Here is a 26,926-nt window from a genome sequence, read left to right as displayed (position 1 = left end):
AAGAAAAGCAATCTTCTGGTAGGTGGATTTCAGTGAAAGACTACAGGAGGATCTATCTGGATAACGAAGCCAGGAATTTAATAGTAGGTTCATTTATGAAAATGAAGTAGCAATGCGTAATACTTTCTATACCACTGCGATCGTTAATAACGATGAGTACAGCGTAAGATTTAACGGCTATATTATCGCTAAGCATGAGCTTTAATCTTACCTCCTTTGCGTAGCGGCAAAGGAGGTAATTTACTGCCGTCGCCTACGCTTTCTTCCCAACCCTGCGCCGCCGGTCCACATCCTTCAGCAGCAGATTGACCTGCTTGTCGGCAAAGGTTTCTGTCACCGTTTTGCTGAGCTTACGACGCCAGTTGGGATACTGATCCGTGGTGCCCGGCACGTTAACCGGCTTGTCCATATCCAGCAGATCTTCCGGCTGAAGCCCCAGCAGTGCGCTGTCGGTGTCGGCAAGAAAACGGTGCATTCCCCGACTCAGCTGCGGCGTCATTTTCACCAGGGCGGCCTTTTTGCCACTGTCTTTCGGCACGCAGCCGTAGCGATGCAGCGCCTCCAGCAGCGCCTGTTTCTGCCGCGCTCTGTCTTCATAAAGACCGCGCAGCACCACCTTATCGGGATACAGACCCAGCTTCTCGCCCATCTCCAGATCGACAGCGTTCCAGAAGCCGCGCAGCGTCGGCAGGTCGTGCGTGGTGGCGCTCGCCATGGCCTGACGCGCCCACTTGTCCGGCGCGCGATAGCGATCGGGCTTCTCCTGCTCGAAATAGAGCACTTTCCAGGAGTAGATGCCGCTTTGCCGCAGCTTTGAGACGATCTCGACGGGCACCGTTCCCAAATCTTCCCCAATCACCATACATTGGTTACGCTGGCTTTCCAGCGCCAGGATCGCCATCAGATCGTCAACGGGATAGTAGACATAAGCGCCGTAATTGGCGGTTTCACCGTAGGGGATCCACCACAGGCGCAGCAGCGACATTACGTGGTCGATACGCAGCGCGCCGCAGCTCATCATGTTCGCTCTGAGCAGGTCGATAAAAGGCTGGTAGCCGCGCGCGGTCATGATATGCGGATCCATCGGCGGCAGTCCCCAGTTCTGTCCCAGCGGGCCAAGGATATCCGGCGGCGCGCCTACCGATGCATCCATACAGTACAGTTCGCGATCGCACCAGGTTTCCGCGCCGCCTTCCGCCACGCCCACCGCTAAATCGCGATAAAGTCCAATCGGCATGGCGTGCTGCTGGCTGACCTGCCAACACTCTTCAAACTGTCGGTTCGCCAGCCATTGCAGCCACAGCCAGAAACGCACTTCGTCCTCGTTGTCGCGGCAGAATTGCTGTACGGCTTCGCCATGTGCTTCCCGCAGATTTTCCGGCCACACCGGCCAGCCCCAGGCATCTTTATTTTCGCGCCGCATGGCGCCATGCAACGCGTCGAAAGCAGCCTGCCAGTAAAGGCTTTCACCGCCCTTTTCGATAAAGGCGGTAAAATGCGCCTGGCTGGCATCATCCTGCTGACGCTGGCTGAACCGCTGCCAGGCATAGCGCAGAGCCGTCATTTTCAGCTCCCCTACCGTGTCATAATCTACCCACTCGGCCTCTCTGGCCTGCTGCAGGCGACTCTGGATGGCCTTACCGCGCAGCCAGCGCTGGCCTTCTTTGCTTTCCTGAAATTCCGGGACGGCATTAACGTCGATATAGAGAACGTTGAGCCAGCGCCGCGAAGAGGGGCTATATGGGCTGGCGTTTGCCGGGCTGGCAGGATAAAGCGAGTGGACAGGATTGAGGCCGATAAACGACCCGCCGCGCTCGGCAATTTCAGTCAGCATTTGCTTCAGATCGCCAAAATCGCCAATTCCCCAGTTCTGTTCGGAGCGTAGCGTATAAAGCTGGACGCAGGCGCCCCACAACTTTTCGCCCTGGCGCAGCGGCTCCGGCTCGTAGCAGCGTTTCGGTGCAATGATAATCCGGCACGGCCAGCTCTTTTTCCCCTGACGCAGGGACAGCGTGTGATAGCCATAGGCCAGCGAGGAAGGCAGCGTGAGGGCTTCTCCGGCATTGATCTCGCCCTGATAGTCACGGCCTTTTTCGGTGGTCAGCTGCCACTGGTAGCTGCCCTTGCCGCCGATTTCCAGCGTCATTGTCCGCTTACGCAGGAAAACCTTGCACGGCGGGATCGGGCCGGGTTTGCTGCGGTTGGTTGACATCGCTGCCAGCAGGCGCTGCCGAATGTCGGGGGAAATTTCTTCCTGCTCGCCTTTGGCGTTGATGTATTGGGCGGCGATACCTGCCGCTGCTGCTGCCTGCTCAAATTTCTTTTTATCCATTGCTGCTCCCTGTACGTTTGGCCTGCCAGATACGCTGCTGATAGTCATGAATAGAACGGTCGGAGCTGAACATGCCGCAACGCGCGGTATTAAGGATGGTCATCCTTGTCCAGGCTTCCTGGTCAAGATAGTGCTGTTCGGCGCGCTTTTGCGCTTCGCAATAGCTGGCGAAGTCGGCCAGCGCCAGCCAGTAATCACCGCCCTCGCCCAGGCTGTTAAGCAGCGGCGCAAAGGCTTGTTTATCGCCATTGCTGAAGAAGCCGTTCTCCAGCTCTTTCAGAATGGCGTTGAGATGCTTATCTTTTTTACGCAGCTTCAGTGGCGCGTAGCCTTTTTTCCGCAACGCTTTCACTTCGTCTACCGTATGGCCGAAAATAAAGATGTTCTCTTCGCCTACCTGCTCTGCAATCTCCACGTTGGCGCCGTCAAGCGTGCCGACGGTCAGTGCGCCGTTTAGCGCCAGCTTCATATTGCCGGTGCCGGAAGCCTCATAGCCCGCCGTAGAAATCTGCTCGGAAATATCCGCGGCCGGGATCATCAGTTCCGCAGCGGTAATGCGATAGTCCGGGATAAACACGACCTTCATTTTGTCGCCGATAAGCGGATCGTTATTGATTTTCTCCGCCACTTTGTTGATGGCATAAATGATATTTTTTGCCAGGTAATAGCCCGGCGCGGCTTTAGCACCGAACAGAAAGACGCGCGGCACCCACGCCATACCGGGATCTTCACGCAGCCTTTTGTAGCAGGAGAGAATATGCAGCAGCCCAAGATGCTGACGCTTGTATTCGTGCAGTCGCTTGATTTGCACATCGAACAGCGCTTCGGGACTGACTTTGATCCCGGTCACGCGGTGAATATAGTCCGCCAGCCGCACCTTATTATCATATTTGATCTGGCGATAGCGCTGGCGGAAAGCCGCATCGTCGGCGAACGCTTCCAGCCCTTGTAACGCCTCCAGATGGTTGACCCACTCCACTTTCAGCGTGTCGTCGAGCAGCGTCGCCAGCTGTGGATTGCATTGCTTAAGCCAGCGGCGCGGCGTAATGCCGTTGGTGACGTTATGGAATTTGGTTGGCCAGAGCCGGTGGTATTCCGGGAAGAGATCCTTAACCACCAGCGCCGAATGCAGCGCCGCCACGCCGTTCACCGCAAAACAGCTGACCACGCACAGGTTCGCCATGCGCAGCTGGTTGTCATGCAGCAGCGCCAGCTTTGCCCAAACCGCCTCGTCGCCCGGCCAGACTTTATCGACCTGCTTTTTAAAGCGCCTGTCGATCTCTTTGATAATCATAAAGTGGCGCGGCAGCAGCGCCCGCACCAGCCGCTGATCCCAACATTCCAGCGCTTCCGGCATCAGCGTGTGGTTGGTATAGGCGAAAGTTTTACTGACGATGGCCCAGGCGTCGTCCCACGCCAGCTGGTGCTCGTCCAGCAGCACGCGCAGCATCTCCGGAATGGCAATAGTGGGATGGGTATCGTTAAGCTGGATCACTTCGTAGTCGGGCAGTTCGGCAATATGGCGTCCGGCAAGATGATGGCGGCGCAGAATATCCGCCACCGAGCAGGCGCACTGAAAATATTGCTGCATCAGACGCAGGCGCTTGCCTTCCTGATGGTTGTCGTTGGGATAAAGCACCTTGGTCAGCTTTGCCGCCTCGATGCCCTGCTGCTCCGCCTGAAGAAATTTGCCGTCGTTAAACAGCGTCAAATCGAAAGGATGCGCGTGGCTGGCCTGCCAGAGCCGCAGCGGCTGCGTTACGCCGTTGCGGTAGCCGACCACCGGCAGATCCCAGGCCTCGCCGCGCAGCATAAAAGCGGGCTGCCAGTCGACGCTGCCCTCGTTGTTTTTGGTGACTTTCCCGCCGAAACCGACGTTAACATCCAGCGCGCTATTGTGGCGAAACCACGGATAACGCTCGCGATGCCAGTCGTCCGGCGCCTCGATCTGGCGGCCATCGTCAAAGGACTGGCGAAACAGGCCGTACTGGTAGTTCAGCCCGTAGCCGGTGGCGGACTGCCCGACCGTCGCCATTGAATCCAGATAACAGGCGGCCAGCCGTCCCAGCCCGCCGTTGCCCAGAGCCGGATCGACCTCTTCCTCCAGCAGCTCGCTCAGGCTGCACTGGTGAGCGGCCAGCGCCGCTTTTACCTCGTCATACCATCCCAGGTTCAGCAGCGTGTTGCCGGTCAGCCTGCCAATCAGAAATTCCATGGAAATATAGTTTACGTGGCGCTGCTGCTTTGCCGGCTTTGCGGGCGCGGCAGCGGCCAACATCTCGGCCAGCGCGCCGCTGAGCGCCTGCCACCACTGGTGAGACGTCATTTCATCTGCTGAAGAAAGGCCGGTGCGCTGCCACTGGCGGGCCAACGCCGCCTCGAAACGAGCCTGATTAAATTTCTGCTGCGACATACCGCTTCCTTTTAAAAGAGTAAGAGGAACACTGGCGGAACACATACAGTTAAGACCTGAACAGTAAAAAATGCTCATGCAGGCTGATGATAAAATTAAAAAAGCCATCGACAGGGCGTCGATGGCTGGTTCGCTATCAGGCAGGGTTTAGCACAGTTCCAGATGAACCTCGTGCTGCTCGATGGTTTTCAACACGCCGGGCGGCGGCACCTCATCCGTAAAGAGATAGTCAATCAGGCTCATATTGCCCAGGTTGACCATCGCGTTACGGCCAAATTTTGAATGGTCGGCCACCAGCATCACGCAGCGCGAGTTTTCGATAATCGCCCGCTTGGTGCGCACCTCGTGATAGTCGAAGTCCAGCAGCGAGCCGTCCATATCAATACCGCTGATGCCCAGGATGCCGTAGTCCAGACGAAACTGAGAAATATAATCCAGCGTCGCCTCGCCCATGATGCCGCCGTCACGCGTGCGGACTTCGCCGCCCGCCACAATCAGGCTGAAGTCGGGCTTGCTCATCAGCAGCATCGCCACGTTAAGATTGTTGGTGACAATGCGCAGGTTGTTATGGTTCAGCAGCGCGTGCGCAACGGCTTCCGGCGTGGTGCCGATATCAATAAATAACGAAGCGCCGTCCGGGATCTGGCTGGCCACTCGCTGCGCGATGCGCGCTTTTTCCGCCGACCACATCATTTTACGATCCTGCCAGGCGGTATTTTCCGAACTGGAGGGCAGCGCCGCGCCGCCGTGATGACGCTGGATCTTATTCTGCTCCGCCAGCTCGTTCAGATCGCGACGGATGGTTTGCGGGCTGACGGTAAAGTGATCCACCAGCTCCTCGGTACTGACATAGCCCTGACGACGAACCAGATCGATAATGGCGTCGTGTCGTTGCGTCTGCTTCACAAAGCTCTCCTGTTGCCCGTTATTTTTTTCGGGTGTCTACAAAGGCCATTGCCAGGCCTGTCAGCAGCCCGGTAACGTGAGCGGCGTTGGCGATCGACAGGCCGAACCAGCCCATATAGCCAATCACCAGCCAGACGATGGAAAACGCCATCAGGCCGCGCTCAAGGAAGATACCGCTGGCGGGATCCCGCTCTCCGCGCAGCCAGGCGTAGCCCATCAGCGCGTAAACCACGCCGGAAAGGCCGCCAAACAGCACGCCGCTGAACTTCGCCTGCATCCAGCCGCTGAGCAGCGCGGAGATTAGCATAATCACAAACAGCTTACCGCTGCCCAGCCGTTTTTCTATGGCGCCGCCCAGATACCACCACCAGAGCAAATTAAAGAGGATATGCACCAGTGAAAAATGCAGCAGCGCGTGGCTGAACCAGCGCCACAGCTGAAAATGCTGATCGACATCCGGCCAGGAAAGCCAGCTCAGCACGGTGCCGTCGCCGACAATCTGCATCAGGATAAACACGATGATACAGGCCGCCATTACGATCAAAGTCAGCGGCCCGGCGCGTTCACGAAGGTTAGCCATCAGCGAGGAATGACTATAGGTAATGCCGCTGTTGGTGGTGCCAGAGTGCCAGCTTGCCATCTGATAACGCGGATGATTCGGGTCGCGGATAAACTGGTTAAGTTCGTTTTCGACCAGCTCCAGCTGGGCATCGTTATCCAGCCACAGCGTGTAGCGGCTGTCCTGCTCAATCCGCAGCGTGACGCCGCGCGTCGCCATATAATCCACAAAAGCCTGCGCCATGCGCTGGCTGGCAAAATCGGTAATGCGCATCATCGCCGGTAAAGTCCCTGTTGCTGAAAAATGGTTTCCTGTCTGCGGTTAGTCCGCGGCGGAATCAACCTGCTGTGGAAAAGCGGCGCGCCAGGCGTCGAAACCGCCATCAATACTGTAGGCCGCTTTGAAGCCCTGCGTCAGCAGATACTGCGCCGCGCCCTTGCTGCTGTTGCCGTGGTAGCACATCACCAGTACCGGCACAGAGAGATCGCTCTGCTGGATAAAGGTGCTGAGCGTGGTGTTAGTCAGGTGGAAAGCGCCGCTGGCGTGTCCGATAGCGTAGCTTTGCGGATCGCGGATATCGACCAGCAGGGCGTTGTCCTGGGTCAGCAAAGCCTGCGCCTGCTGCACGTTGATGCACTCAAATTGTTCCATGATCGATTCTCGAATAATGACAAGCGGCCACTATTGTATCGCGAACAAAGCCGACAATAACCCAACGAAATGCAGGGCTATACGGCTTTTTCGTGAACAATTCTGTTACCTGCATCACGCATAAATGTTTTTATTCGGTTAAGGCTGGCATCAGTGTCGCTTTGCGATTATTATAATGCTCGAAAACGAACATTTAAGAACTATTCCGAACATCGGAGGAGATGACGTGGAAACCAAAGACTTGATCGTAATCGGCGGCGGTATCAACGGCGCTGGCATTGCAGCAGATGCTGCAGGACGCGGCCTGTCTGTGCTGATGCTGGAAGCGCAAGATTTGGCCTGCGCTACCTCTTCCGCCAGCTCTAAACTGATCCACGGCGGCCTGCGCTACCTGGAACACTACGAATTCCGCCTGGTCAGCGAAGCGCTGGCCGAGCGTGAAGTGCTGCTGAAAATGGCGCCGCATATCGCTTTCCCAATGCGCTTCCGCCTGCCGCACCGCCCGCACCTGCGTCCGGCATGGATGATCCGCGTTGGTCTGTTTATGTACGATCATCTGGGCAAACGCACCAGCCTGCCGGGCAGCAAAGGGTTGCGTTTTGAATCAGACTCGGTGCTGAAGCCGGAAATTACGCGCGGTTTCGAATATTCCGACTGCTGGGTAGACGATGCGCGCCTGGTCGTGCTCAACGCACAGGAAGTGGAAAAGCGCGGCGGCGAAGTCCGTACCCGCACCCGCGTCACTCGCGCCTGGCGTGAGAACGACCTGTGGACGGTAGAAGCAGAAGATATCGATACCGGCAAAACCCACACGTGGCAGGCTAAAGGCCTGGTCAACGCGGCTGGCCCCTGGGTGAAGCAGCTGTTTGACGACGGCCTCCAGCTGAAATCACCTTACGGTATTCGCCTGATCAAAGGCAGCCATATCGTGGTGCCGCGCGTGCATACGCAAAAGCAGGCTTATATCCTGCAAAACGAAGACAACCGTATCGTTTTTGTGATCCCGTGGATGGATGAGTTTTCCATTATCGGTACCACCGACGTGGAGTACAAAGGCGATCCGAAAAACGTGCATATCGACGAGAAAGAGACCGAGTATCTGCTGAAAGTGTTTAACAACCACTTTAAGAAGACGCTGAGCAAGGAAGATATCGTCTGGTCTTATTCCGGCGTGCGCCCGCTGTGCGATGACGAATCCGATTCGCCGCAGGCCATCACCCGCGACTACACGCTGGACGTGCGTGACGATAACGGTAAGGCGCCGCTGCTGTCGGTCTTCGGCGGCAAGCTGACCACCTACCGCAAGCTGGCTGAGCATGCGATGGAAAAGCTGTCTAAGTATTATCCGAAAGCCGGCCCGGCCTGGACGCGCAGCTGCGTGCTGCCCGGCGGCGATATCGCCGGCACGCGTGAGGATTACGCCGCCAGCCTGCGTCGCCGCTATCCGTTTATTACCGAAGCGATGGCTCGCCACTATGCCCGTACCTACGGCAGCAACACCGAGCTGTTCCTGAAACCGGCGAAAAGCCTGGACGATCTGGGCGAACGCTTTGGCCACCACTTCTACGAAGCGGAGCTGCGTTATCTGGTCGAGAAGGAATGGGTGCGCGAGCAGGACGATGCGCTGTGGCGCCGTACCAAAATGGGCATGTTCCTGAACGAGCAGGAGCGCGCACGCGTCGGTGAATGGCTGGCCCAGCACGGTAAAAAACCGGTTTTATCGCTGGCCTCATAAGGGCTGACGGCTAAAGCGGTAACACAGAGGGCGGAATTGATTTCCGCCCTTTTTGTCAGAGCGGCTGGTTTATTAACAATCGATAAAGCGCATCAGTGTGATTCTGGCGTGGACTGGCATAATAAAGGACGGCGATATCATCAGTATCGTGATCAAAAAAACACAGATAATCCCGTTTTGCATCGTAGTAGCGTTTAACTTTTATACCGCGATTAGCCATATCGGTATCGTAAGCCCATTCCAGCCTCTCATTGCTAATCTGTTCAAGGCTATTTAGCATCAAATTTTCAACAAATGCCTGGGCCGCTTCTTCGCTTTCAGCATAGGGCATACCCGCGCGTATTGACGCTTCGCGCTTATAAAATTTAATTTCCTGTAGCGACCTAACCGCAGTTTCGGCTAAGTAAACCTCCTTGTTCATAACAGCCTCGCGAATTATCCTTTTATTTCACGCAATTTTTTTAACGCCTCTTCCGGCGTCATCTTGCGTCCCTGAGTAATGTCATTTTTTCCGCGCATTAAAATTTTGCCTAAAGCATTAAGCTCACGCTCTTTAGCGATGGCGGCAAGCTCTGCTTCACGTTCGTCGGCGGGCTGAACGAAGAGTCCGGTCGCGCCATTTTGGGTAATATAGACACCACCTTTAAATTGCTGCGGATCGCCTAATTTCTCCCGTGCCACCTTTTCAGAAAGAGTAATTTTACTCGGCATGTTCGACATCCTTTGCTGATGGTAAAGTGAGCAAATTATATCGCAGCGGGCCGTGAAATGTACAAATTTAAACTCAGGTTGAAGGCTCAGAACGGACCTTTAGCGCTACAGGCGGATCGCCGTGGTCACCCCTCCTTCACCAGCAAGTTACGGATAATGCAATGGCAGCCAGCTCCTGAAATGAAGGTGCTCGTGGCGTTCTGTTTGAGGTATTTATTTGCCTGATACAAAAAATAAAATAGTGCCAAAGCGGGGAGAAACTTCTTCAGGCCAACTCTCGCCATGCTGTATAAAAATACAGCACAGCGAGTCTTCAGGTAAAGCTTTTAGTCACGGCAGAGCTTAGAGGCGGATCGGCTTGATGCCCCAAATCTCATCGGCGTATTCCTGAATGGTGCGATCCGACGAGAAGTAGCCCATATTGGCGATATTCAGCAGCGTTTTGCGCGTCCATTCCTCCGGATGGCGGTACAGCTCGTCCACCTTGTCCTGGGTATCCACGTAGCTGCGATAGTCCGCCAGCAGCTGATAGTGGTCGCCCAGATTCACCAGCGAATCATAAATATTACGATAGCGGCCAGGCTCCTGTGGGCTGAAGGTGCCGGTAGCGATCTGCGTCAGCGCCTGATGCAGCTCGGCGTCCTGTTCGTAGTATTTACGCGCGTTATAGCCCTGGGCGCGCAGCTCCTCGACCTGCGGCGTGGTGTTGCCGAAGATAAAGATATTCTCTTCGCCGACGTGCTCCAGCATCTCGACGTTGGCGCCGTCCAGCGTCCCGATGGTCAGCGCGCCGTTCAGGGCAAATTTCATATTGCTGGTGCCGGACGCTTCCGTGCCCGCCAGAGAAATCTGCTCGGAAAGGTCGGCCGCCGGGATAATGACCTGGGCCAGGCTGACGCTGTAGTTGGGGATAAACACGACCTTCAGCTTATTTTTCACCTGCGGATCGTTGTTGATCACCTGCGCGACATCGTTGATCAAATGAATAATATGTTTTGCCATGTAGTAGGCCGACGCGGCCTTACCGGCAAAAATATTCACGCGCGGTACCCAGTCGGCATCCGGATCGGCCTTGATCCGGTTGTAGCGGGTGATCACATGCAGCACGTTCAGCAGCTGACGTTTGTACTCGTGGATACGCTTGATCTGCACGTCGAACAATGCGTGAGGATCGATAACGATATCCATTTTCTGGGCGATATGCGCCGCCAGCCGCTTTTTGTTGGTCAGCTTGGAATCGCTGATCCTTTTCAAAAAGCCAGGATAGTCGATATGCTGCTTCAGCTCGTCAAGCTGGCTTAAGTCGGTACGCCAGTTGCGCCCAATGGTGTCGTCCAATACTTCTGAAAGCGAAGGATTGGCCAGCGCCACCCAGCGACGCGGCGTCACGCCGTTGGTTTTATTGCAGAAGCGGCCAGGGAACAGCGCGGCAAAGTCGGCGAACAGCGACTGTACCATCAGGTTAGAGTGCAGTTCGGACACGCCGTTGACCTTGTGGCTGACCACGACCGCCAGCCAGGCCATCCGTACCTGACGACCGTTGTTCTCATCAATGATCGAGATGCGCGACTGCAGATCCCAGTCATCGGGATAGTAGTCCTGAATCGTTTTCAGGAAGTAGTCGTTGATATCGAAAATAATTTGCAGATGGCGCGGCAGGATCCTGCCGATCATATCTACCGGCCAGGTTTCCAGCGCCTCCTGCATCAGCGTATGGTTGGTGTAGGAGAAGACCTGACAGGTCACTTCAAACGCGTCGTCCCAGCTGAACTTATGCTCGTCGATCAGCAAGCGCATCAGCTCCGGGATAGCCAGCACCGGATGGGTATCATTCAGGTGGATGGCTATCTTATCCGCCAGGTTATCGAACGTCTGATGCATCACCCAGTGCCGGTTAAGAATATCCTGCACCGTGGCCGACACCAGAAAATATTCCTGGCGTAAACGCAGCTCGCGCCCGGAGTAGGTCGAATCATCCGGGTAAAGCACGCGCGAGACGTTTTCCGAGTGGTTTTTATCTTCCACCGCCGCAAAGTAGTCGCCCTGATTAAATTTCCCCAGGTTGATTTCGTTACTCGCCTGCGCGCCCCACAGGCGCAGCGTGTTGGTGGCGTCGGTATCAAAGCCCGGAATGATCTGGTCATAGGCCATCGCCAGCACTTCTTCCGTTTCCAGCCAGCGGGAACGGCTGCCCTCTACCTGAATACGTCCGCCGAAGCGGACTTTGTAGCGGGTATTAAAGCGCTGGAACTCCCACGGGTTGCCGTACTCCAGCCAGTAATCCGGCGATTCCGCCTGGCGACCGTCAACGATATTCTGTTTAAACATGCCGTAATCGTAGCGGATGCCGTAGCCGCGTCCGGGCAGGCCCAGCGTGGCGAGCGAGTCCAGGAAGCAGGCGGCCAGGCGGCCCAGACCGCCATTGCCCAGCCCCGGATCGCTCTCTTCGCCGATCAGATCTTCCAGATCGAAACCCATTTCTTCCAGCGCGGCGCGCGCGTCTTCGTAAATACCCATTGCCAGCAGCGCATTGGAAAGCGTGCGGCCTACCAGGAATTCCATCGACAGATAATAGACCTGACGCACATCCTGTGACAGCTGCGCCCGGTTAAAACGCAGCCAGCGTTCCACCATCCGATCCCGCACCGCCAGCAGCGTGGCGTTCAGCCATTCATGTTTGTTGGCAACGGAAGGATCCTTGCCGATAGTGAACATCAATTTATAGGCGATGGAGTGCTTCAGTGCCTCGACGCTGAGCGTTGGGGCGGTATAGATGAAAGGTGCGTTCATATCAATTTTCCTGGGTTCTTTACAGCAGACGTTGATAGAGATCGCGGTAGGCCACGGCGGCCACCTGCCAGCTAAAATCCATTGCCATTGCCTGACGCTGTACGTAACGCCACAGCGAAGGGCGCGACCAGAGCACAAAGGCGCGGCGAATGGCACGGAGCAACGACCAGGCATTGCTGTCTTCAAAGACGAAACCGCTGGCAATGCCGTCGGCCAGGTTCTCCAGCGAGCTGTCGTTGACCGTATCGGCCAGGCCGCCGGTACGCCGCACCAGCGGCAGCGTGCCGTACTTCAGGCCGTAAAGCTGCGTCAGCCCGCAAGGCTCAAAGCGACTCGGCACCATAATCACGTCGGCGCCGCCCATGATGCGGTGCGAAAAGGCTTCGTGGTAGCCAATCTGCACGCCAACCTGACCCGGATATTCCGCGGCCGCCGCCAGGAAGCCCTGTTGCAGCACCGCGTCGCCCGCGCCCAGCAGCACCAGCTGACCGCCCTGCTCCAGCAGCCCAGGCAGCGCCTCCAGCACCAGATCCAGCCCTTTCTGCTTCGTCAGGCGGCTGACCACGGCAAACACCGGGGCTTTTTCGTCAATTTTCAGCCCCATCGCAATTTGCAGCTGGCGCTTGTTCTCCTGCTTGGCGTCTAACACGTCACGGTTATAACGCGTAGTCAGCAGCAGATCCTGCTCCGGATCCCAGATCAGCGGATCCACGCCGTTCAGGATGCCGGTCAGCCGCCCTTCCATCTGCCGCTGCTTCAGCAGATCTTCCATACCGTAACCAAATTCCGGCTGGGTGATCTCGCGCGCATAGGTCGGGCTGACCGCCGTAATATGATCGGCATAGAACAGCCCAGCTTTGAGGTAGGAGATCTGCCCATAAAATTCCAGGCCGTGCATATTGAAGAAAGACCACGGCAGCTGGATTTCGTCCAGATGATGCGCGTAAAACAGCCCCTGATACGCCAGGTTGTGTACGGTGAACACGGATTTTGCCGGACGGCCTCTGGCGGCCAGATAGGCGCAGGTCAGACCGGCGTGCCAGTCGTGCGCGTGAACCACTTCCGGTCGCCAGAAGGTGTCCAGTCCGCAGGCAATTTCGCAGCCCATCCAGCCCAGCAGCGCAAAACGGAGATAGTTATCCGTATAGGCAAACTGCGATTCATCGTGATACGGGCTGCCGGGGCGATCGTACAGTCCCGGCGCGTCGATCAGATAGATGCCTACGCCGTCGTACTGTCCATAAAGCAGCTCGACATAGCCGGCAAAAGTATGCAGTCGGGCGACCACTTCGGTATCCGGTATCCCTTTTTTCAAGTCCGGAAACGCCGGGATCAATACGCGAGTATCAATCCCTTGTGCAATTTGCGCCGCCGGTAATGCTCCCACAACATCAGCAAGCCCGCCCGTTTTCAGCAGCGGGAAAATTTCTGAACAGACATGTAAAACCTGCATTATCGGCTCCTTTACCTTGTTCTGACGCGTTCCTCCGCATCAAATACCTGTGCTTTATTTTTGTACTTTATGCGGTTAACTGCGCCAGCCCAGCTTCGCCAGCATGGAACGCGTCACCAGCACAATGCCTTCTTCCGAGCGGTAAAAACGGCGCGCGTCATCATCCGGATTCTCACCGATTACCGTTCCTTCGGGCAGCACGCACGCACGATCTATAACGCAGCGGCGCAGGCGACAGGAGCGCCCCACTACCACATCCGGCGACAGCACAGAGGATTCGATATTGCAGAAAGAATTGATTCTTACGCGTGAAAACAAAACGGAATTCACTACCACCGAGCCGGAAATAATGCAGCCGCCCGATACCAGTGAATTCATCGTCATTCCATGACTGCCTGACCTGTCCTGCACGAATTTCGCCGGCGGCAGCGGCTCCATATGGGTACGGATAGGCCATTCACGGTCGTACATATCCAGCTCCGGCGTCACCGACGCCAGATCGAGGTTGGCTTTCCAGTAAGCTTCCAGCGTGCCGACATCGCGCCAGTAAGGCGGCGCGTCTTTATCGCTTTGCACGCAGGACAGGCTGAAGGAGTGCGCCAGCGCTTCGCCGGTCGCTACGATCTTCGGCAGAATATCTTTGCCGAAGTCATGGTTCGATTCGGGAATTTTCAGATCGTCTTCCAGCAGCTGATAAAGATAGTCGGCGTTAAAGGTATAGATGCCCATGCTCGCCAGCGCCAGGGTATCGTTACCCGGCATCGACGGCGGATCGGCCGGTTTCTCCAGGAAATCGACGACTTTGTTCTGATCGTTGACCGCCATCACGCCGAAGGCGCTGGCCTCTTCAATCGGTACCGGCAGGCAGGCAATGGTGCATTTCGCGCCGTTCTCCACGTGGTCCAGCAGCATGCGCGAGTAGTCCATTTTGTAGATATGGTCGCCGGCCAGGATCACGATATATTTCGCTTCATAGCGCCGAATAATATCCAGATTCTGCGTCACGGCATCCGCCGTACCCCGATACCAGTGCTCGGTGGTCTGGCGCTGCTGGGCAGGGAGCAGGTCGACGAACTCGTTCATCTCCTCGTTAAAAAGCGACCAGCCTCGCTGGATATGCTGCACCAGCGTATGCGACTGGTACTGGGTGATCACCGCGATCCGCCGGATCCCGGAGTTCAGGCAGTTTGACAGGGCAAAATCGATAATGCGGAACTTGCCGCCGAAGTGAACGGCAGGTTTGGCGCGATTGGCGGTAAGGTCTTTCAGGCGCGTGCCGCGTCCGCCCGCCAGGATCAGGGCTACAGTTTGCGACGGCAATTGTCTTGCCAACATCAGAGGGTCGTTCTTATCTAAAGTGGCCATGCCTGACTCCTGTTATGGTTGTTCCTGGAACACGCACACACCGTGCGCGGCTCCATGCCAGACAGTTAACAGAACGGGGTTGTTTTCCCCGGCGAAGGGCGGAATGGCGTGCCAGCGCCCTGGTGGCAGCGTGATGTCGCACACTTCTTCGGTGGCGTTCATCACCATCAGCCAATGCTGCGACAGCCGGATCTGCATCCTGCGTTCGCCGTGGTGCCAGGCGTCGGCAGACAGCGGCTGACCGTCCGGCCCAAGCCATTCCACGTTGCCGTCGTCAATCTGCCACCAGCGATCGGCCTGAAGCGCAGGAATGCGTTTGCGCAGGTGGATCAGGGCAGCAGTAAAAGTAAACAGTCCGCTGTTGTTGTTTTCCCAGTCGAGCCAGGTCAGCTCGTTATCCTGACAGTAGGCGTTGTTGTTGCCGTGCTGAGTGTGGCCGTGTTCGTCGCCGGCCAGCAGCATCGGCGTGCCCTGCGAGAGCAGCAGCGTGGTCAATAAGCCGTGTACGCTGCGCAAACGGTGCTCGGCTACCAGCAGCGGCGCGTTCAGCCCTTCGACGCCGTGGTTGTAGCTGTAGTTGCCGTTGTGACCGTCGCGGTTATCTTCGCCGTTGGCCTCGTTGTGTTTTTCGTTAAAGCAGACCAGGTCGGTCAGGGTAAAGCCGTCGTGCGCGGTAATCAGGTTGATGCTGGCCGAAGGCAGCCGCCCTTGCTGGTTAAAGATATCGCTGGAGCCGGCGAAACGTTTGGCGAACTCAGCATTGCTGCTGTCGCCGTTCAGCCAGAAGCGCCGCATCGTGTCGCGGTACTGGTCGTTCCATTCGGCAAACGGCGGCGGAAAGTTGCCGACCTGATAGCCGTCCGGGCCGATATCCCAGGGCTCCGCAATCAGCTTGCATTGGGAGAGCAGCGGATCTTCCTGCATCGCTTCAAAAATAGAGGCGTGCGGATGGTATTCCGGCGTGCGGCCCAGCACCGTCGCCAGGTCAAAGCGGAAGCCGTCGACGTGGCAAACCTCAACCCAGTACCGCAGGCACTCCAGCGTCCAGTCCAGCACGTTAGGATGGCTGATGTTGAGCGTGTTGCCGCAGCCGGTCCAGTTTTCATACTTGCCCTGCTCGTCCAGCCAGTAGAAGCTTTTATTATCCACGCCGCGCTTCGACAGCATCGGCCCGGTTTCATCCAGCTCGGCCGTATGGTTAAAAACCACGTCCAGCACCACTTCAATGCCTGCCGCATGCAGCGCTTTCACTGCCTGCTGGAACTCATCACGCGGATGCACGCCGTTCACGCCGGAAGCGTAGCGGGAATCTAGCGCATAAGGCGCCAGCGGGTTGTAGCCCCAATAGTTGGTCAACCCAAGCCGCAGCAGACGCGGCTCGTGCGCGAAGAAGGCGACCGGCAGCAGCTCCAGCGTGGTAATGCCCAGCCGCTTGAAGTAGTCGATCATCACCGGATGGCCCAGCGCGGCATAGGTGCCCTGGATCTCTTTCGGAATACCGGGATGGCGTTTGGTCAGGCCGCGTACGTGAGCCTCGTAAATAACGGTGGAGCCCCACGGCACGCGCGGCGATTTGTCGTCTTCCCAGTCGAAATCATCGGCCACGACCACGCTGCGCGGTGCAACTGCCGCGCTGTCTCTGGTATCCAAAACCTGTGGGCCGCACTGAAAACGAGGATCGTCAGTAACTTCACCGATCACTTCGCGCGCGCAGGGGTCAATCAGCAGCTTGTGTGGGTTGAAGCGGTGCCCGGCTTCAGGCTGCCACGGCCCGTGAACGCGGTAGCCGTAAAGCTGGCCCGGTTTGGCGGCGGGCAGATAGCCGTGCCAGATATCGCCGGTGCGGGCGGGCAGATCCATCCGCGTTTCAATGCCTCGCTCGTCAAACAGGCAAAGCTCTACCCGCTCGGCGTGTTGCGAAAACAGCGTAAAATTTACGCCCTTGCCGTCATAGGTCGCGCCTGTCGGCGTGGATTTACCGGGCTGCAATTGGCTCATGAGGCCTCCCTGACCAGCCACACCGTAGCAAGCGGCGGCAAGGTCATACTGATTGAGTGTTCACGGTTATGGCTTGGAATAGCCTCGCTGCTAATCGATCCCAGATTACCGACATTGCTGCCGTGATAATGCGCGGAATCGGTATTCAACACTTCCTGCCAGCTGCCCGCTTGCGTAACGCCGAAACGGTAGTCGTAGCGCGTAACAGGCGTAAAGTTGCTGACCACAATCAGTTCGTTGCCTTCACGATCGCGGCGCACAAAAACAAACACCGAGTTATCAAAATCATCCACGACCAGCCACTCAAAGCCCATCTGGTCAAAATCAAGCTGATACAGCGGCGGATGCTCGCGGTAGGTATGGTTCAGGTCGCGCACCAGGCGCTGTACGCCGTTGTGCCAGTTGTCCTCGCCCTCCAGCAGATGCCAGTCCAGGCTGATATCGTGATTCCACTCTTTGCCCTGCGCGAACTCATTGCCCATAAACAGCAGCTTTTTGCCGGGGAAGCCGTACATCCAGCCGTAGTAGGCGCGCAGATTGGCGAACTTCTGCCAGACGTCGCCGGGCATCCTATCCAGGATAGAACGCTTGCCGTGCACCACTTCATCGTGCGACAGCGGCAGCACGAAGTTTTCGGTGGAGTTGTAAAGCATTCCGAAGGTCAGATTGTTGTGGTGATGCTTGCGGTAGAGCGGATCCACCTGCATGTAGTCCAGGGTGTCGTGCATCCAGCCCAGGTTCCACTTGTACCAGAAGCCCAGGCCGCCCGTTTCGGACGGACGCGTGACGCCCGGAAAATCGGTGGACTCTTCCGCCACGGTCACGGTGCCGGGCGCGGCGTTGCCCAGCGTGCGGTTGGTGTAGCGCAGGAAAGCGATAGCTTCCAGGTTTTCCCGGCCGCCAAAATGGTTAGGGATCCATTCGCCTTCCGCCCGGCTGTAGTCGCGATAGATCATGGAGGCGACGGCATCCACGCGCAGACCGTCGATGCCAAAACGTTCGATCCAGTAGAGCGCGTTGCCGGTCAGATAGTTGCTGACTTCACGACGGCCAAAGTTATAAATCAGCGTGTTCCAGTCCTGATGAAAGCCTTCGCGCGGGTCGCCATGCTCATACAGCTCGGTGCCGTCAAATTTGGCGAGGCCGAAATCATCGGAGGGAAAATGTCCCGGCACCCAGTCCAGCAGCACGTTCAGGCCAGCCTGATGGGCAACGGCAATAAAGTTTCGGAACTCGTCGCGCGTGCCGAAACGGCGCGTTGGCGCATACATGCCGGTAGGCTGATAGCCCCAGCTGCCGTCAAACGGATGCTCGTTGATCGGCATCAGTTCAAGATGGGTAAAGCCCATCTCTTTGGCATAAGGCACCAGCTGCTCGGCCAGCTCTTTGTAGCTCAGCCAGTAGTTGTTATCCGTATGGCGACGCCACGATCCGAGATGCACCTCATAAATAGAGATGGGCGCGTCAAAATCGTTGGCCCGCTGGCGCGCTTCCGACATGGTGGTTTTAGGCGGAATGCCGCAAATCATCGAGGCGCTGTCCGGCCGCATCTGCGCTTCAAAAGCATACGGGTCGGATTTCAGCCGCAGCTGCCCGTTTTTATCGATGATTTCATATTTATAAAGCTGCCCCTGCACGGCGCCGGGCACAAACAGCTCCCAGACGCCACTCTCCTGACGCAGCCGCATAGGATGGCGACGGCCATCCCAGAAGTTAAAATCGCCGACCACGGAGACACGACGGGCATTAGGTGCCCATACGGAAAAGCGGGTGCCGATAACGCCGTCAATCACGTCCGAGTGCGCGCCCATGCTCTCATAGGGACGTAAGTGGGTGCCTTCCGCCAGTAGCCAGCTGTCCAGCTCTTTCAGCAGCGGCCCAAAGCGATAGGCATCATCCACCAGGTTTTGCTGACCGTGCCAGGTGACGGCCAGCTGGTAGCGGAACATATTTTTGCGGCGTGGGATCACGCCTTCGAAAAATCCCCGTGAATCAATACATTCCAGCTGAGCACATTTCCGGCCGGTATTGGTTTCGATTACCCAAACTTCGGTGGCGTCCGGCAACAGGGCGCGCACCGTCAATCCCTTTGGGGTTTGATGCATGCCGAGTAGCGAAAAGGGGTCAGCATAATGACCGGAAATTAACGCATTAATTAACCGGCGATCCGTAAGCTCTGACATGACTGTACCTGTAATGTATGGCAGGCGATCCTTTTTCAGAAAAAAACGAATGCGCTGCTCTTCATTGAGCCAAAAGCACGCTGGCGGGTACGGCCTGACATCCTGTGCAAAAAACCGCCGCAGCGTGCGACAACTTCTGTTGAATACTCAAAACGTGATCGGACGTGGCAGACAGCGCCAAACATCCCGTAATCGGGCGATACAGCTAAGCATAGCCAGGGCGCCAGTAAAGCCAGGGTCGAATGAAGAAAAAATATTGCTTTCAGATCAAACTTTCACAGATTAGTAAGCGGCATGGAAAAGCAGGGAAGCCGGAGCGATAAAATTCCCCTCAGGGAACAAATGCAGTTAAGGCGCACGGTTAACCGCTTTCACCGATCGCGACATGTTGACCGTTGATGAATGTTTAAACAGCGCAACTGTTATCGTTAATGTTGGGAAAGATATGGAAATTAAAAATGGAAAAGTAACCTTCGCGGCACGACAGGCACGACCGCGTGCAGGTGAAAGCGCCCTGCCGTTCTGGCAGGGCGAGGCGGTCTTAATCCACCAGCAGTCGTAGCATCCGGCGCAGCGGCTCGGCGGCCCCCCACAGCAGCTGGTCGCCAACGGTAAAGGCAGAAAGATACTCCGGCCCCATATTCAGCTTGCGCAGACGGCCCACAGGCGTTTTCAGCGTGCCGGTCACCGCCGCTGGCGTCAGCTCGCGCAGGGTAAGCTCACGGTCATTTGGCACCACGGTAGCCCATTCGTTATGGGCAGCCAGCAGCTGTTCGATTTCCGCCAGTGGCACATCCTTTTTCAGCTTCAGCGTAAACGCCTGGCTGTGGCAGCGCAGCGCGCCAACGCGCACGCACAGGCCGTCGACCGGAATAGTGCGCGCCGGCTGCAGGATCTTGTTGGTTTCCGCCTGGCCTTTCCACTCTTCGCGGCTTTGGCCGTTTTCCAGCTGTTTGTCGATCCACGGGATCAGGCTACCCGCCAGCGGTACGCCGAAGTTATCGGTTGGCAGCACGCCGCTGCGGCTCATCTCGGTGACTTTGCGTTCGATATCCAGGATAGCGGAGGCCGGATTTTGCAGCTCTTTCGCCACGCCGTCGTGCAGCATTCCCATCTGCGTCAGCAGCTCACGCATATGCCGCGCGCCGCCGCCGGAAGCCGCCTGATAGGTCGCTACGGACGCCCACTCCACCAGATCCTGGGCGAACAGGCCGCCCAGCGACATCAGCATCAGGCTGACGGTGCAGTTGCCGCCCGCAAAAGTTTTAATGCCTTTGTCCAGACCCTGACGAATAACGTGATGGTTGACCGGATCCAGGATAATCAGCGCGTCGTCCTGCATACGCAGCGTGGAGGCCGCGTCAATCCAGTACCCCTGCCAGCCTGCCGCACGCAGCTTTGGATAAATCTCGGTGGTGTAGTCGCCACCCTGGCAGGTGATAATGATATCCAGCGCCTTCAGCGCGTCCAGGTCATATGCATTTTGCAGCAGGCCCGGAGACTGACCGCCAAACTGCGGCGCGGCCTGGCCATGCTGAGAGGTGGAGAAAAATACCGGGCGAATGACGTCAAAGTCGCGCTCTTCCGTCATCCGCTGCATCAGCACGGAACCGACCATGCCGCGCCAACCAATTAAGCCTACTGATTTCATATTGCACCTGTTTCAGGCTGGTTTGCCCGTCTGCGAGTAGCCTTGAGCCGCCCGCTGGCGAAAGGCAAACTGTCTGCGACAAAAACGCCTGACCTGTTAGAGTAAGTGATAAGAAAGAAATATGGCTATCACCTTACAAAATGCAGCAAAAGTGGCAAGTGAATTAATTCGATTAGCGCGGCTTTTTTAGCAGAGCTGCTTATAACGGAAGACCAGCCCCGGTGGAAAGAAGGAGAAACCCATGACAGAGATGATTTCGGTGACCATATTATTGCTGCTTATTATGGATCCGCTGGGCAATTTGCCGATTTTTATGTCGGTTTTAAAGCATCTGGAGCCGAAACGTCGTCGGACGGTGCTGATTAGGGAAATGCTGATCGCGCTGGCGATTATGCTGCTGTTCCTGTTTGCCGGTGAAAAAATTCTCGCGTTTCTGAACCTGCGAACGGAGACCGTCTCGATTTCCGGCGGCATTATCCTGTTTCTGATCGCTATCAAGATGATTTTCCCCTCGCACGAAAGCAACAGCAGTGGCCTGCCCGCAGGCGAAGAACCTTTTCTGGTGCCGTTGGCCATTCCGCTGGTGGCTGGCCCTTCGCTGCTGGCGACGCTAATGCTGCTGTCGCATCAGTATCCCAACAACATCGGCTACCTGGCGGGCTCGCTGCTGATCGCCTGGGGCGCTACGGTGGCGATTCTGCTCTTTTCGGGGCTGTTTTTACGGCTGCTGGGCGAAAAAGGCGTTAACGCGCTGGAGCGTCTGATGGGCCTGATCCTGATTATGCTGGCCACACAGATGTTCCTGGACGGGATCCGCGCTTATCTGAAGCTCTGATCGGAACACAACCACTGTATGAAATGTTTTGCCGCTTCTGTCGTGCGGCATTGCGCCTTTTCCTCCTGAACAGGGCATCAGTTATTCGGTAGTACAGTAACAAACGCTGTCTGTACTCTCTGAAGGTCTGTATAATTTTCAGGCGAATTTATTAACTGACAGCGGATAAGATAAGTCCAAAGGATTGGCAATGATGAAAATTACGGTACAGCCTTTTAAGCTGCCGATGCGTACCCGAAACGTCTGCTATATCGCTACGGTTGAAAAAAGAGCGGATAAGACAGAGGAATACATTATTGATATAGAACGCCTGCCCAGTCAGTTTCATGAAATTTTCGCAGGTGACTATTCTCCTCACACCCTTCAAAACGATTTTTATCTCTTCAATTTTTACACGTTAGAAGCAGTCATGACCGATTCCCCTCTATTTTCGCCGGGTAAAGAAATGAATTTTTCCTGGCTCGATCTGAAAGAATTTATGTTAAAAGCAGTGGGCGGAGCAATCACGGATTTTGTTGCTAAATACGCGCCGCAGGCCGTGGTAGCTATTCCCGTCCGGCCCGGGCTTGGCAAGCTATATGACGAAGTACTGAGTGAAAATGAACAAAATTCAGGCTATCATTACGTCTCAAAATACAGGGAATGGGGGATCTATGTCATTGAAACCTGATTGTGAAACCGGGCGTTCAGCACACGGGTTAACTCGTGAAGAGGTAATGCGTATGGCTCGACAGCATAAAACCCAGCGAGCAATCGAACTTTCATCTGCCATTCGTGAAGCTGGCGGGATCGGAAATCTGGGTGCACCGTTGCCGGATGCGATGTTACGCCGCTCGGTTCAGAAGTAATTCAGAAGCCGTTGCCTGCATAACAATCAATCGCGACTGTCAAAGAGTGGCTGCTGACGGCAAGATTTTACTGTTTGGGATCGGTCTGGTCGTGGCGTCCGCAGAGCCAACGACGCCGGCTATTCTCGTGGGATGGTTGCCTTATTAGTTATTGCGCCCTACCTGCTGTTCCCCTTTCTGATTTTTCCTCCTTCAGCAAAAGAAAAAGGCGAGCGGCGCTAAGCCGCCCGCCGATCAATACATTAAGAAAGCAGCGCAAAGGCGATCATACCCACGATAGCGCCGGTAGTGCCGAGGATGGTTTCCATCATCGTCCAGGTCTTCAGCGTCTGCCCTTCGGTTGCGCCGGTAAAACGGCCGAACAGCCAGAAGCCCGCGTCGTTAACGTGGCTGAAAATGATCGAACCGCCCGCGATACAGATGGATAATGCCGCCATCTGCGCGCCGGAATAATGCAGCGGTTCAATTACCGGCATAATCAGTCCTACCGCCGTCAGACAGGCGACCGTTGCGGAGCCCTGAATGATGCGCACCGCGCCCGCCAGGATAAAGCAGGCCAGCGCCACCGGTAGGCCCGCGCCGGTCAGTGCATGCCCCAACGCCGGGCCAACGCCCGAATCCACCAGCACCTGCTTAAAGACGCCGCCCGCGCCAATTACCAGCAGAATGATACCCGCCGGCTGCAACGCGCTGCCGCAAATCTGCATCACCCGCTCTTTATCCATGCCCTGACGATACGCCAGGCCATAGATCGCCAGCAAACAGGCGAGCAGAATGGCGATAAACGGATGGCCAATAAACTCCAGCCACTCATAGAGCGAAGTGCCTTCGGTCGCAAAGCGCGCGCCGATGGTTTTCAGCCCAACCAGCACCAGCGGAAACAGGATCAGTGACAGGCTGAAGCCGAACGAGGGCAGCTTGCTCTCATCAAACTCAGGATGGTTGTCCTCTGTCGGCAGAGTAAATTCCACGTGTCGGCTGATAAAGTTGCCGAACAGCGGGCCGGCGATCAGCATGCTGGGGATCGCCGCGCAGACGCCGAGCAGGATCATCCAGCCGAAATCGACGTGCATCTGCGAAGCCAGCAGCATCGGCGCCGGGCCGGGCAGCAAAAACGCCGCCGCCGCCGCCACGCCAGCAAACAGCGGGATAACCAGCTTGACCAGGTTGTCGCCGGTGCGGCGCGCCACGGCGAAGGCGATGCTGATCAGCAGCACCACCGCCACCTCAAAGAACAGCGGCAGCGCGCAGATCAGCCCGGCGATGCCCATCGCGTAGTGCGCGCGGCTTTCACCAAACGTTTTCAGCATTTTGATCGCTATCTGATCGACCGCGCCGGTTTCGTGCAGAATTTTACCGAACATCGCACCCAGCGCGACGACCACGGCCAGGAAGCCCAGCGTGCCGCCCATGCCTTTTTGCATGGTGGCGGCAATGTCATCCAGCGGCATCCCGGAGAAGATCCCGGCGCCGACAGAGACCAGCATCAGCGCCAGAAAGGCGTGCATCCGCGCTTTCATCACGAGGAACAGCAGCAGCAGGACAGAGCCTGCCGCGGTTAATACCAGTGTTGCAGTTGCCATGACACCCTACTTATTTATCGCACCTTCGATGGTGGCGATAGTGGTAGCCACAACTTCATCCAGCGTCTGGTTGATATCCACGACCAGCACGTCGCGCTCGTCGCTGCCCGGCTCCTCCAGCGTTTCAAACTGCGTGACCAGCATCTGCGGCTTGAAGAAGTGCCCTTTACGCGCGCGCAGACGGCCCTCAATGGTATCGAAATCGCCCTTCATATAGATGAACGACAGGTTGTCATTGCCCTCGCGCAGAATGTCGCGGTAGCTCTTTTTCAGCGAGGAACAAACGATCAGCGAAACCTGATTGGTACGCTGCATAGCAAACGCGGCGTCGTTAATCGCCTTCAGCCAGGGACGGCGGTCGTCGTCGTTCAGGGGATGACCGTCCGCCATCTTTTGAATATTGCTGCGAGGATGCAGGAAATCGCCATCCAGGAAGGCCGCTTTCAGATGATAAGCGACGGCATTGGCAACGGCCGATTTGCCGCTGCCGGATACGCCCATCAGCACAAATACATGATTGGACGGAAAAGAGTTGTTCATTGTTTTACTCCGGCGAAGATGTCAGGGACCTGCCCATTATTGTTAGCGTTATGTTGTTATCGGTAACATTGTCTGGACGCCCGTGAAGTATGGCAACAGCCAGAGCGGAAAAAGCTGGTAAATGTGAGATGGTTCAAAAAAATGACAGATTAGGAGTGGCTGCGGCACAAAGGGACAAAGAACCGGGCAGATCGGCTCTATGGGATCAAACAGAGCCGACGGGATCGGCTCTATGGAATCAAATACTGCCGCCTTCAGAAATCGTAAAGCCGACGTCGATCTGCTGCGATCCGGTTTGCTCGCCGCGAATGCGCGCCAGCAGGAGCGAGGCGGAAACCTGCCCCATTTTTTCACGCGGCGTCAGCACGGTGGCCAGCTCTGGCGTGACCACCTGGGTGATGTCGTGGCCGTGGAAGCCCGCGATAGCAATATCCTGCGGCACGCGCAGCCCCTGCCGCTGGCATTCAAACATGGCGCCTATCGCTAAATCATCGTTGGTGCAAAACAGACTGTCTGTATCAGGATAGCGCTGCTGCGCCGCCAGCATCAGCGTGCCGCCCATCGAAAAAGAAGAGGCTTCTTCCATCATGATGCTGCGCGGCTCCAGGTTCGCTTCGCGCATCGCCTGTTCATAACCCTGATGCTTCAGCAAAGTACGTTCGTCCAGCCTCGCCCCCAGATAAACCGTGCGGCGATGTCCCTTGCGCAGGATAGCGTGGGTCATCTGCCGCGCCGCCTCGACGTTATCAAACCCTACCGCCAGATCCAGGCAAGGCGAAACGCAGTCCATCATCTCCAGCACCGGGATCCCTGCGGTTTCGATCATCCGCAGGCTGGCTGGCGTGTGGGTGCGTTCGGTCAGGATCAGCCCGTCGATATTCCAGCCCAGCAGCGAGCGCATCTGTAGCTCTTCTTTTTCCGCGCTGTAGCCAAAATGGCCCAGCATGGTCTGATAACCTGCCGCATCGGTTACGGCTTCGATGCCGCGCAGCACGTCGGCGAAAACCTGGTTGGTAAGAGAAGGCAGCAGCACGCCGATCGCCCGGCTGGTGGCGTTAGATAAAATATCGGGCGCGCGGTTAGGGATATAGCCCAGCTCATCGAGCGCGGCGGCAATACGGCTTTGCAAGGCAACGGAAACCTGATCGGGATTGCGCAGATAGCGGCTGACGGTCATCTTGGTGATGCCCACACGATCGGCAACGTCCTGTAGCACCGGTCTTTTCTTCTTCATTATTTTCAGGGAGTCAGAGGGTGGATCGCTTGAGTGTAACAAAATTGGCGGGAAAACGGTGAAGGGCGCGGCAGGCCGCGCCCAAAGTGTGATCTTAAACCGGCGGCAGATCGAACAGCAGGATTTCGGCGTCGCTGGCGGCTTCCAGGCTCAGCGAAGCTTCATCCCAGATTGCGAAAGCGTCGCTGGTGCCCGCTTTTTCGCCGTTGACCGTGACATCGCCTTTCACCACCTGGATCCAGATACGACGGTTCGGCTCAACCTGTACGGTATCCTGCTCGCCCTGCTTCAGCACCCAGCGGGAAAGCGTCATATCCTGATAAACTTTCAGCGAGCCTTCACGCGCATCCGGCGACAGCACCAGCTGGCGGCCCTGAACATCCGCGAAACGACGCTGATCGTAACGTGGCGTGATGCCCGTTCTTTCCGGAATAATCCAGATCTGATACAGGTGCAGCGGCACGTCTTTGCTGGCGTTGTACTCAGAGTGACGCACGCCGGTGCCGGCGCTCATAATCTGGAACTCGCCCGCCGGGATCTGCTCCTTATTGCCCATGCTGTCTTCATGCTCAACGGTACCGGAAAGCACATACGTCAGGATTTCCATATCTTTATGGGGATGAGTGCCGAAGCCCTGGCCGCCATCAATAACATCTTCGTTAATCACTCGCAGCGCCGAGAAGCCCATAAAGTTGGCGTCGTAGTAGTTAGCGAAAGAAAACGTGTGCCAGCTGTCCAGCCAGCCGTGGTTAGCGTGACCGCGTTCTTGTGCTTTGCGTAAGTAAATCATGTTCAATCCTCCTCAACGTTTTCACATAGTCTGGACCTGTGCTGACCGGGAAGATAGCGGAGAAAATTGTCTCCTCTGTTCAAATTATTCGATGAAATTAACAGGCGTCTTTCAGACCGTTTGCGCAAGCAGATAAGAAGGGAGAAAACGGAGGTTGCCGCCGGGCAGGCAAAAAAAAAGCCAGCACCCGAGCTGGCTAAATAATATTGGAAGCAATGTGAGCAATGTCGTGCCTTCCCGACCGGTCCGTGAAGCCCAAATCGAAAACGCATGACAATAATAATCATTATCATTCGCACTTGTAAAGCCTCTGCGGCATTTTTTTCGCTTGCTTTTGCGCCAGAATCCC

The 26,926-nt window shown here is 56.4% G+C and carries 22 protein-coding genes; 5 read left to right on the top strand and 17 right to left on the bottom strand.

Translation table 11 applies throughout. From position 1 onward, the window contains the following. Positions 1-253: 253 nt before the first annotated feature. The 5 genes from malQ to glpE all read right to left on the bottom strand — a co-directional run bounded on the left by malQ (position 254) and on the right by glpE (position 6,861). Positions 254-2,332 (bottom strand): 4-alpha-glucanotransferase, encoded by a 2,079-nt coding sequence (gene malQ, locus AB6T85_RS16450; RefSeq protein WP_369896167.1) that lies wholly within the window; start codon positions 2,330-2,332, stop codon positions 254-256. Beyond that, the gene (gene malP, locus AB6T85_RS16445) at positions 2,325-4,745 is read right to left on the bottom strand and encodes a maltodextrin phosphorylase (protein ID WP_369896165.1); all 2,421 of its coding nucleotides are present in this window, start codon (positions 4,743-4,745) and stop codon (positions 2,325-2,327) included. The genes malQ and malP overlap by 8 nt, the downstream gene beginning before the upstream one ends. Before the next feature lie 147 nt (positions 4,746-4,892). Further along, positions 4,893-5,651, bottom strand: coding sequence for a DeoR/GlpR family transcriptional regulator (locus AB6T85_RS16440; RefSeq protein WP_253457578.1), 759 nt, complete (start codon positions 5,649-5,651; stop codon positions 4,893-4,895). A gap of 19 nt (positions 5,652-5,670) precedes the next feature. After that, positions 5,671-6,483 (bottom strand): rhomboid family intramembrane serine protease GlpG, encoded by an 813-nt coding sequence (gene glpG / locus AB6T85_RS16435; protein ID WP_253461197.1) that lies wholly within the window; start codon positions 6,481-6,483, stop codon positions 5,671-5,673. A gap of 48 nt (positions 6,484-6,531) precedes the next feature. Next, a complete protein-coding gene (glpE, locus tag AB6T85_RS16430) occupies positions 6,532-6,861 on the bottom strand; it encodes a thiosulfate sulfurtransferase GlpE (RefSeq protein ID WP_253457575.1) in 330 nt (109 codons plus the stop codon). Positions 6,862-7,087: 226 nt separating this feature from the next. Between glpE and glpD the strand changes: the two genes are divergently transcribed. After that, a complete protein-coding gene (glpD, locus tag AB6T85_RS16425) occupies positions 7,088-8,596 on the top strand; it encodes a glycerol-3-phosphate dehydrogenase (protein WP_301730910.1) in 1,509 nt (502 codons plus the stop codon). A gap of 55 nt (positions 8,597-8,651) precedes the next feature. Here the strand turns inward: glpD and AB6T85_RS16420 are convergent, their stop codons facing one another. From AB6T85_RS16420 to glgB, 7 genes are all read right to left on the bottom strand, one after another. Further along, positions 8,652-9,017 carry a hypothetical protein gene (locus AB6T85_RS16420; RefSeq protein WP_253457570.1) on the bottom strand — a complete coding sequence of 122 codons (366 nt, stop codon included), beginning with the start codon at positions 9,015-9,017 and terminating at the stop codon, positions 8,652-8,654. A gap of 14 nt (positions 9,018-9,031) precedes the next feature. Then, positions 9,032-9,307 (bottom strand): hypothetical protein, encoded by a 276-nt coding sequence (locus AB6T85_RS16415; protein WP_253457568.1) that lies wholly within the window; start codon positions 9,305-9,307, stop codon positions 9,032-9,034. Positions 9,308-9,649: 342 nt separating this feature from the next. Beyond that, a complete protein-coding gene (gene glgP / locus AB6T85_RS16410; protein ID WP_253457565.1) occupies positions 9,650-12,097 on the bottom strand; it encodes a glycogen phosphorylase in 2,448 nt (815 codons plus the stop codon). A 19-nt stretch (positions 12,098-12,116) separates the two neighbouring features. Then, a complete protein-coding gene (gene glgA / locus AB6T85_RS16405; protein ID WP_125289905.1) occupies positions 12,117-13,550 on the bottom strand; it encodes a glycogen synthase GlgA in 1,434 nt (477 codons plus the stop codon). 75 nt (positions 13,551-13,625) lie between these two features. After that, positions 13,626-14,915 carry a glucose-1-phosphate adenylyltransferase gene (gene glgC / locus AB6T85_RS16400; RefSeq protein ID WP_253457562.1) on the bottom strand — a complete coding sequence of 430 codons (1,290 nt, stop codon included), beginning with the start codon at positions 14,913-14,915 and terminating at the stop codon, positions 13,626-13,628. Positions 14,916-14,927: 12 nt separating this feature from the next. After that, positions 14,928-16,913 carry a glycogen debranching protein GlgX gene (gene glgX / locus AB6T85_RS16395; protein WP_369896162.1) on the bottom strand — a complete coding sequence of 662 codons (1,986 nt, stop codon included), beginning with the start codon at positions 16,911-16,913 and terminating at the stop codon, positions 14,928-14,930. After that, a complete protein-coding gene (gene glgB, locus AB6T85_RS16390; RefSeq protein WP_253457556.1) occupies positions 16,910-19,096 on the bottom strand; it encodes a 1,4-alpha-glucan branching enzyme in 2,187 nt (728 codons plus the stop codon). The genes glgX and glgB overlap by 4 nt, the downstream gene beginning before the upstream one ends. Before the next feature lie 385 nt (positions 19,097-19,481). Between glgB and AB6T85_RS16385 the strand changes: the two genes are divergently transcribed. Next, the gene (locus tag AB6T85_RS16385; RefSeq protein WP_253457553.1) at positions 19,482-19,658 is read left to right on the top strand and encodes a hypothetical protein; all 177 of its coding nucleotides are present in this window, start codon (positions 19,482-19,484) and stop codon (positions 19,656-19,658) included. Here the strand turns inward: AB6T85_RS16385 and asd are convergent. Beyond that, positions 19,638-20,747 carry an aspartate-semialdehyde dehydrogenase gene (gene asd / locus AB6T85_RS16380; RefSeq protein WP_369896160.1) on the bottom strand — a complete coding sequence of 370 codons (1,110 nt, stop codon included), beginning with the start codon at positions 20,745-20,747 and terminating at the stop codon, positions 19,638-19,640. The genes AB6T85_RS16385 and asd overlap by 21 nt on opposite strands. Positions 20,748-20,988: 241 nt before the next feature. Here asd and AB6T85_RS16375 point away from each other — a divergent pair, with 241 nt between their 5' ends. The 3 genes from AB6T85_RS16375 (at position 20,989) to AB6T85_RS16365 (ending at position 22,430) form a co-directional block, all read left to right on the top strand. Then, a complete protein-coding gene (locus AB6T85_RS16375) occupies positions 20,989-21,582 on the top strand; it encodes a YhgN family NAAT transporter (RefSeq protein WP_125289910.1) in 594 nt (197 codons plus the stop codon). A 190-nt stretch (positions 21,583-21,772) separates the two neighbouring features. Then, on the top strand, positions 21,773-22,252 hold the full coding sequence (locus AB6T85_RS16370) for a hypothetical protein (RefSeq protein WP_369896159.1): 480 nt from the start codon (positions 21,773-21,775) through the stop codon (positions 22,250-22,252). Continuing rightward, a complete protein-coding gene (locus AB6T85_RS16365; protein ID WP_369896158.1) occupies positions 22,236-22,430 on the top strand; it encodes a hypothetical protein in 195 nt (64 codons plus the stop codon). Before AB6T85_RS16370 ends, AB6T85_RS16365 begins: the two co-directional genes overlap by 17 nt. A 242-nt stretch (positions 22,431-22,672) precedes the next feature. Here AB6T85_RS16365 and gntU read toward each other — a convergent pair whose 3' ends face one another. The 4 genes from gntU to AB6T85_RS16345 form a co-directional block, all read right to left on the bottom strand. Then, the gene (gntU, locus tag AB6T85_RS16360) at positions 22,673-24,013 is read right to left on the bottom strand and encodes a gluconate transporter (RefSeq protein WP_125289912.1); all 1,341 of its coding nucleotides are present in this window, start codon (positions 24,011-24,013) and stop codon (positions 22,673-22,675) included. A gap of 6 nt (positions 24,014-24,019) precedes the next feature. Next, positions 24,020-24,553, bottom strand: coding sequence for a gluconokinase (gntK, locus tag AB6T85_RS16355; RefSeq protein ID WP_253457545.1), 534 nt, complete (start codon positions 24,551-24,553; stop codon positions 24,020-24,022). Positions 24,554-24,791: 238 nt separating this feature from the next. Beyond that, a complete protein-coding gene (gene gntR / locus AB6T85_RS16350) occupies positions 24,792-25,787 on the bottom strand; it encodes a gluconate operon transcriptional repressor GntR (protein ID WP_253457542.1) in 996 nt (331 codons plus the stop codon). Positions 25,788-25,881: 94 nt separating this feature from the next. Continuing rightward, entirely contained in the window at positions 25,882-26,577 is a 696-nt protein-coding gene (locus tag AB6T85_RS16345; protein ID WP_253457539.1) for a pirin family protein, read from the bottom strand. Positions 26,578-26,926 lie beyond the last annotated feature (349 nt).

The sequence above is a fragment of the Erwinia aeris genome, from assembly GCF_041224955.1.
Taxonomy (GTDB): Bacteria; Pseudomonadota; Gammaproteobacteria; order Enterobacterales; family Enterobacteriaceae; genus Erwinia; species Erwinia aeris.
The sequence above is the reverse complement of the archived record's forward strand: the minus strand, read 5'-3'. Positions and strand labels throughout refer to the sequence as shown.

Coding starts and splice junctions, on each gene's coding strand:
- malQ (WP_369896167.1), bottom strand. CDS start 2,332: ATGGATAAAAAGAAATTTGAGCAGGCAGCAGCAGCGGCAGGTATCGCC.
- malP (WP_369896165.1), bottom strand. CDS start 4,745: ATGTCGCAGCAGAAATTTAATCAGGCTCGTTTCGAGGCGGCGTTGGCC.
- glpG (WP_253461197.1), bottom strand. CDS start 6,483: ATGCGCATTACCGATTTTGCCAGCCAGCGCATGGCGCAGGCTTTTGTG.
- glpE (WP_253457575.1), bottom strand. CDS start 6,861: ATGGAACAATTTGAGTGCATCAACGTGCAGCAGGCGCAGGCTTTGCTG.
- AB6T85_RS16420 (WP_253457570.1), bottom strand. CDS start 9,017: ATGAACAAGGAGGTTTACTTAGCCGAAACTGCGGTTAGGTCGCTACAG.
- AB6T85_RS16415 (WP_253457568.1), bottom strand. CDS start 9,307: ATGCCGAGTAAAATTACTCTTTCTGAAAAGGTGGCACGGGAGAAATTA.
- glgP (WP_253457565.1), bottom strand. CDS start 12,097: ATGAACGCACCTTTCATCTATACCGCCCCAACGCTCAGCGTCGAGGCA.
- glgA (WP_125289905.1), bottom strand. CDS start 13,550: ATGCAGGTTTTACATGTCTGTTCAGAAATTTTCCCGCTGCTGAAAACG.
- glgC (WP_253457562.1), bottom strand. CDS start 14,915: ATGGCCACTTTAGATAAGAACGACCCTCTGATGTTGGCAAGACAATTG.
- glgX (WP_369896162.1), bottom strand. CDS start 16,913: ATGAGCCAATTGCAGCCCGGTAAATCCACGCCGACAGGCGCGACCTAT.
- glgB (WP_253457556.1), bottom strand. CDS start 19,096: ATGTCAGAGCTTACGGATCGCCGGTTAATTAATGCGTTAATTTCCGGT.
- AB6T85_RS16385 (WP_253457553.1), top strand. CDS start 19,482: ATGTTGACCGTTGATGAATGTTTAAACAGCGCAACTGTTATCGTTAAT.
- asd (WP_369896160.1), bottom strand. CDS start 20,747: ATGAAATCAGTAGGCTTAATTGGTTGGCGCGGCATGGTCGGTTCCGTG.
- AB6T85_RS16375 (WP_125289910.1), top strand. CDS start 20,989: ATGACAGAGATGATTTCGGTGACCATATTATTGCTGCTTATTATGGAT.
- AB6T85_RS16370 (WP_369896159.1), top strand. CDS start 21,773: ATGATGAAAATTACGGTACAGCCTTTTAAGCTGCCGATGCGTACCCGA.
- AB6T85_RS16365 (WP_369896158.1), top strand. CDS start 22,236: ATGTCATTGAAACCTGATTGTGAAACCGGGCGTTCAGCACACGGGTTA.
- gntU (WP_125289912.1), bottom strand. CDS start 24,013: ATGGCAACTGCAACACTGGTATTAACCGCGGCAGGCTCTGTCCTGCTG.
- gntK (WP_253457545.1), bottom strand. CDS start 24,553: ATGAACAACTCTTTTCCGTCCAATCATGTATTTGTGCTGATGGGCGTA.
- gntR (WP_253457542.1), bottom strand. CDS start 25,787: ATGAAGAAGAAAAGACCGGTGCTACAGGACGTTGCCGATCGTGTGGGC.
- AB6T85_RS16345 (WP_253457539.1), bottom strand. CDS start 26,577: ATGATTTACTTACGCAAAGCACAAGAACGCGGTCACGCTAACCACGGC.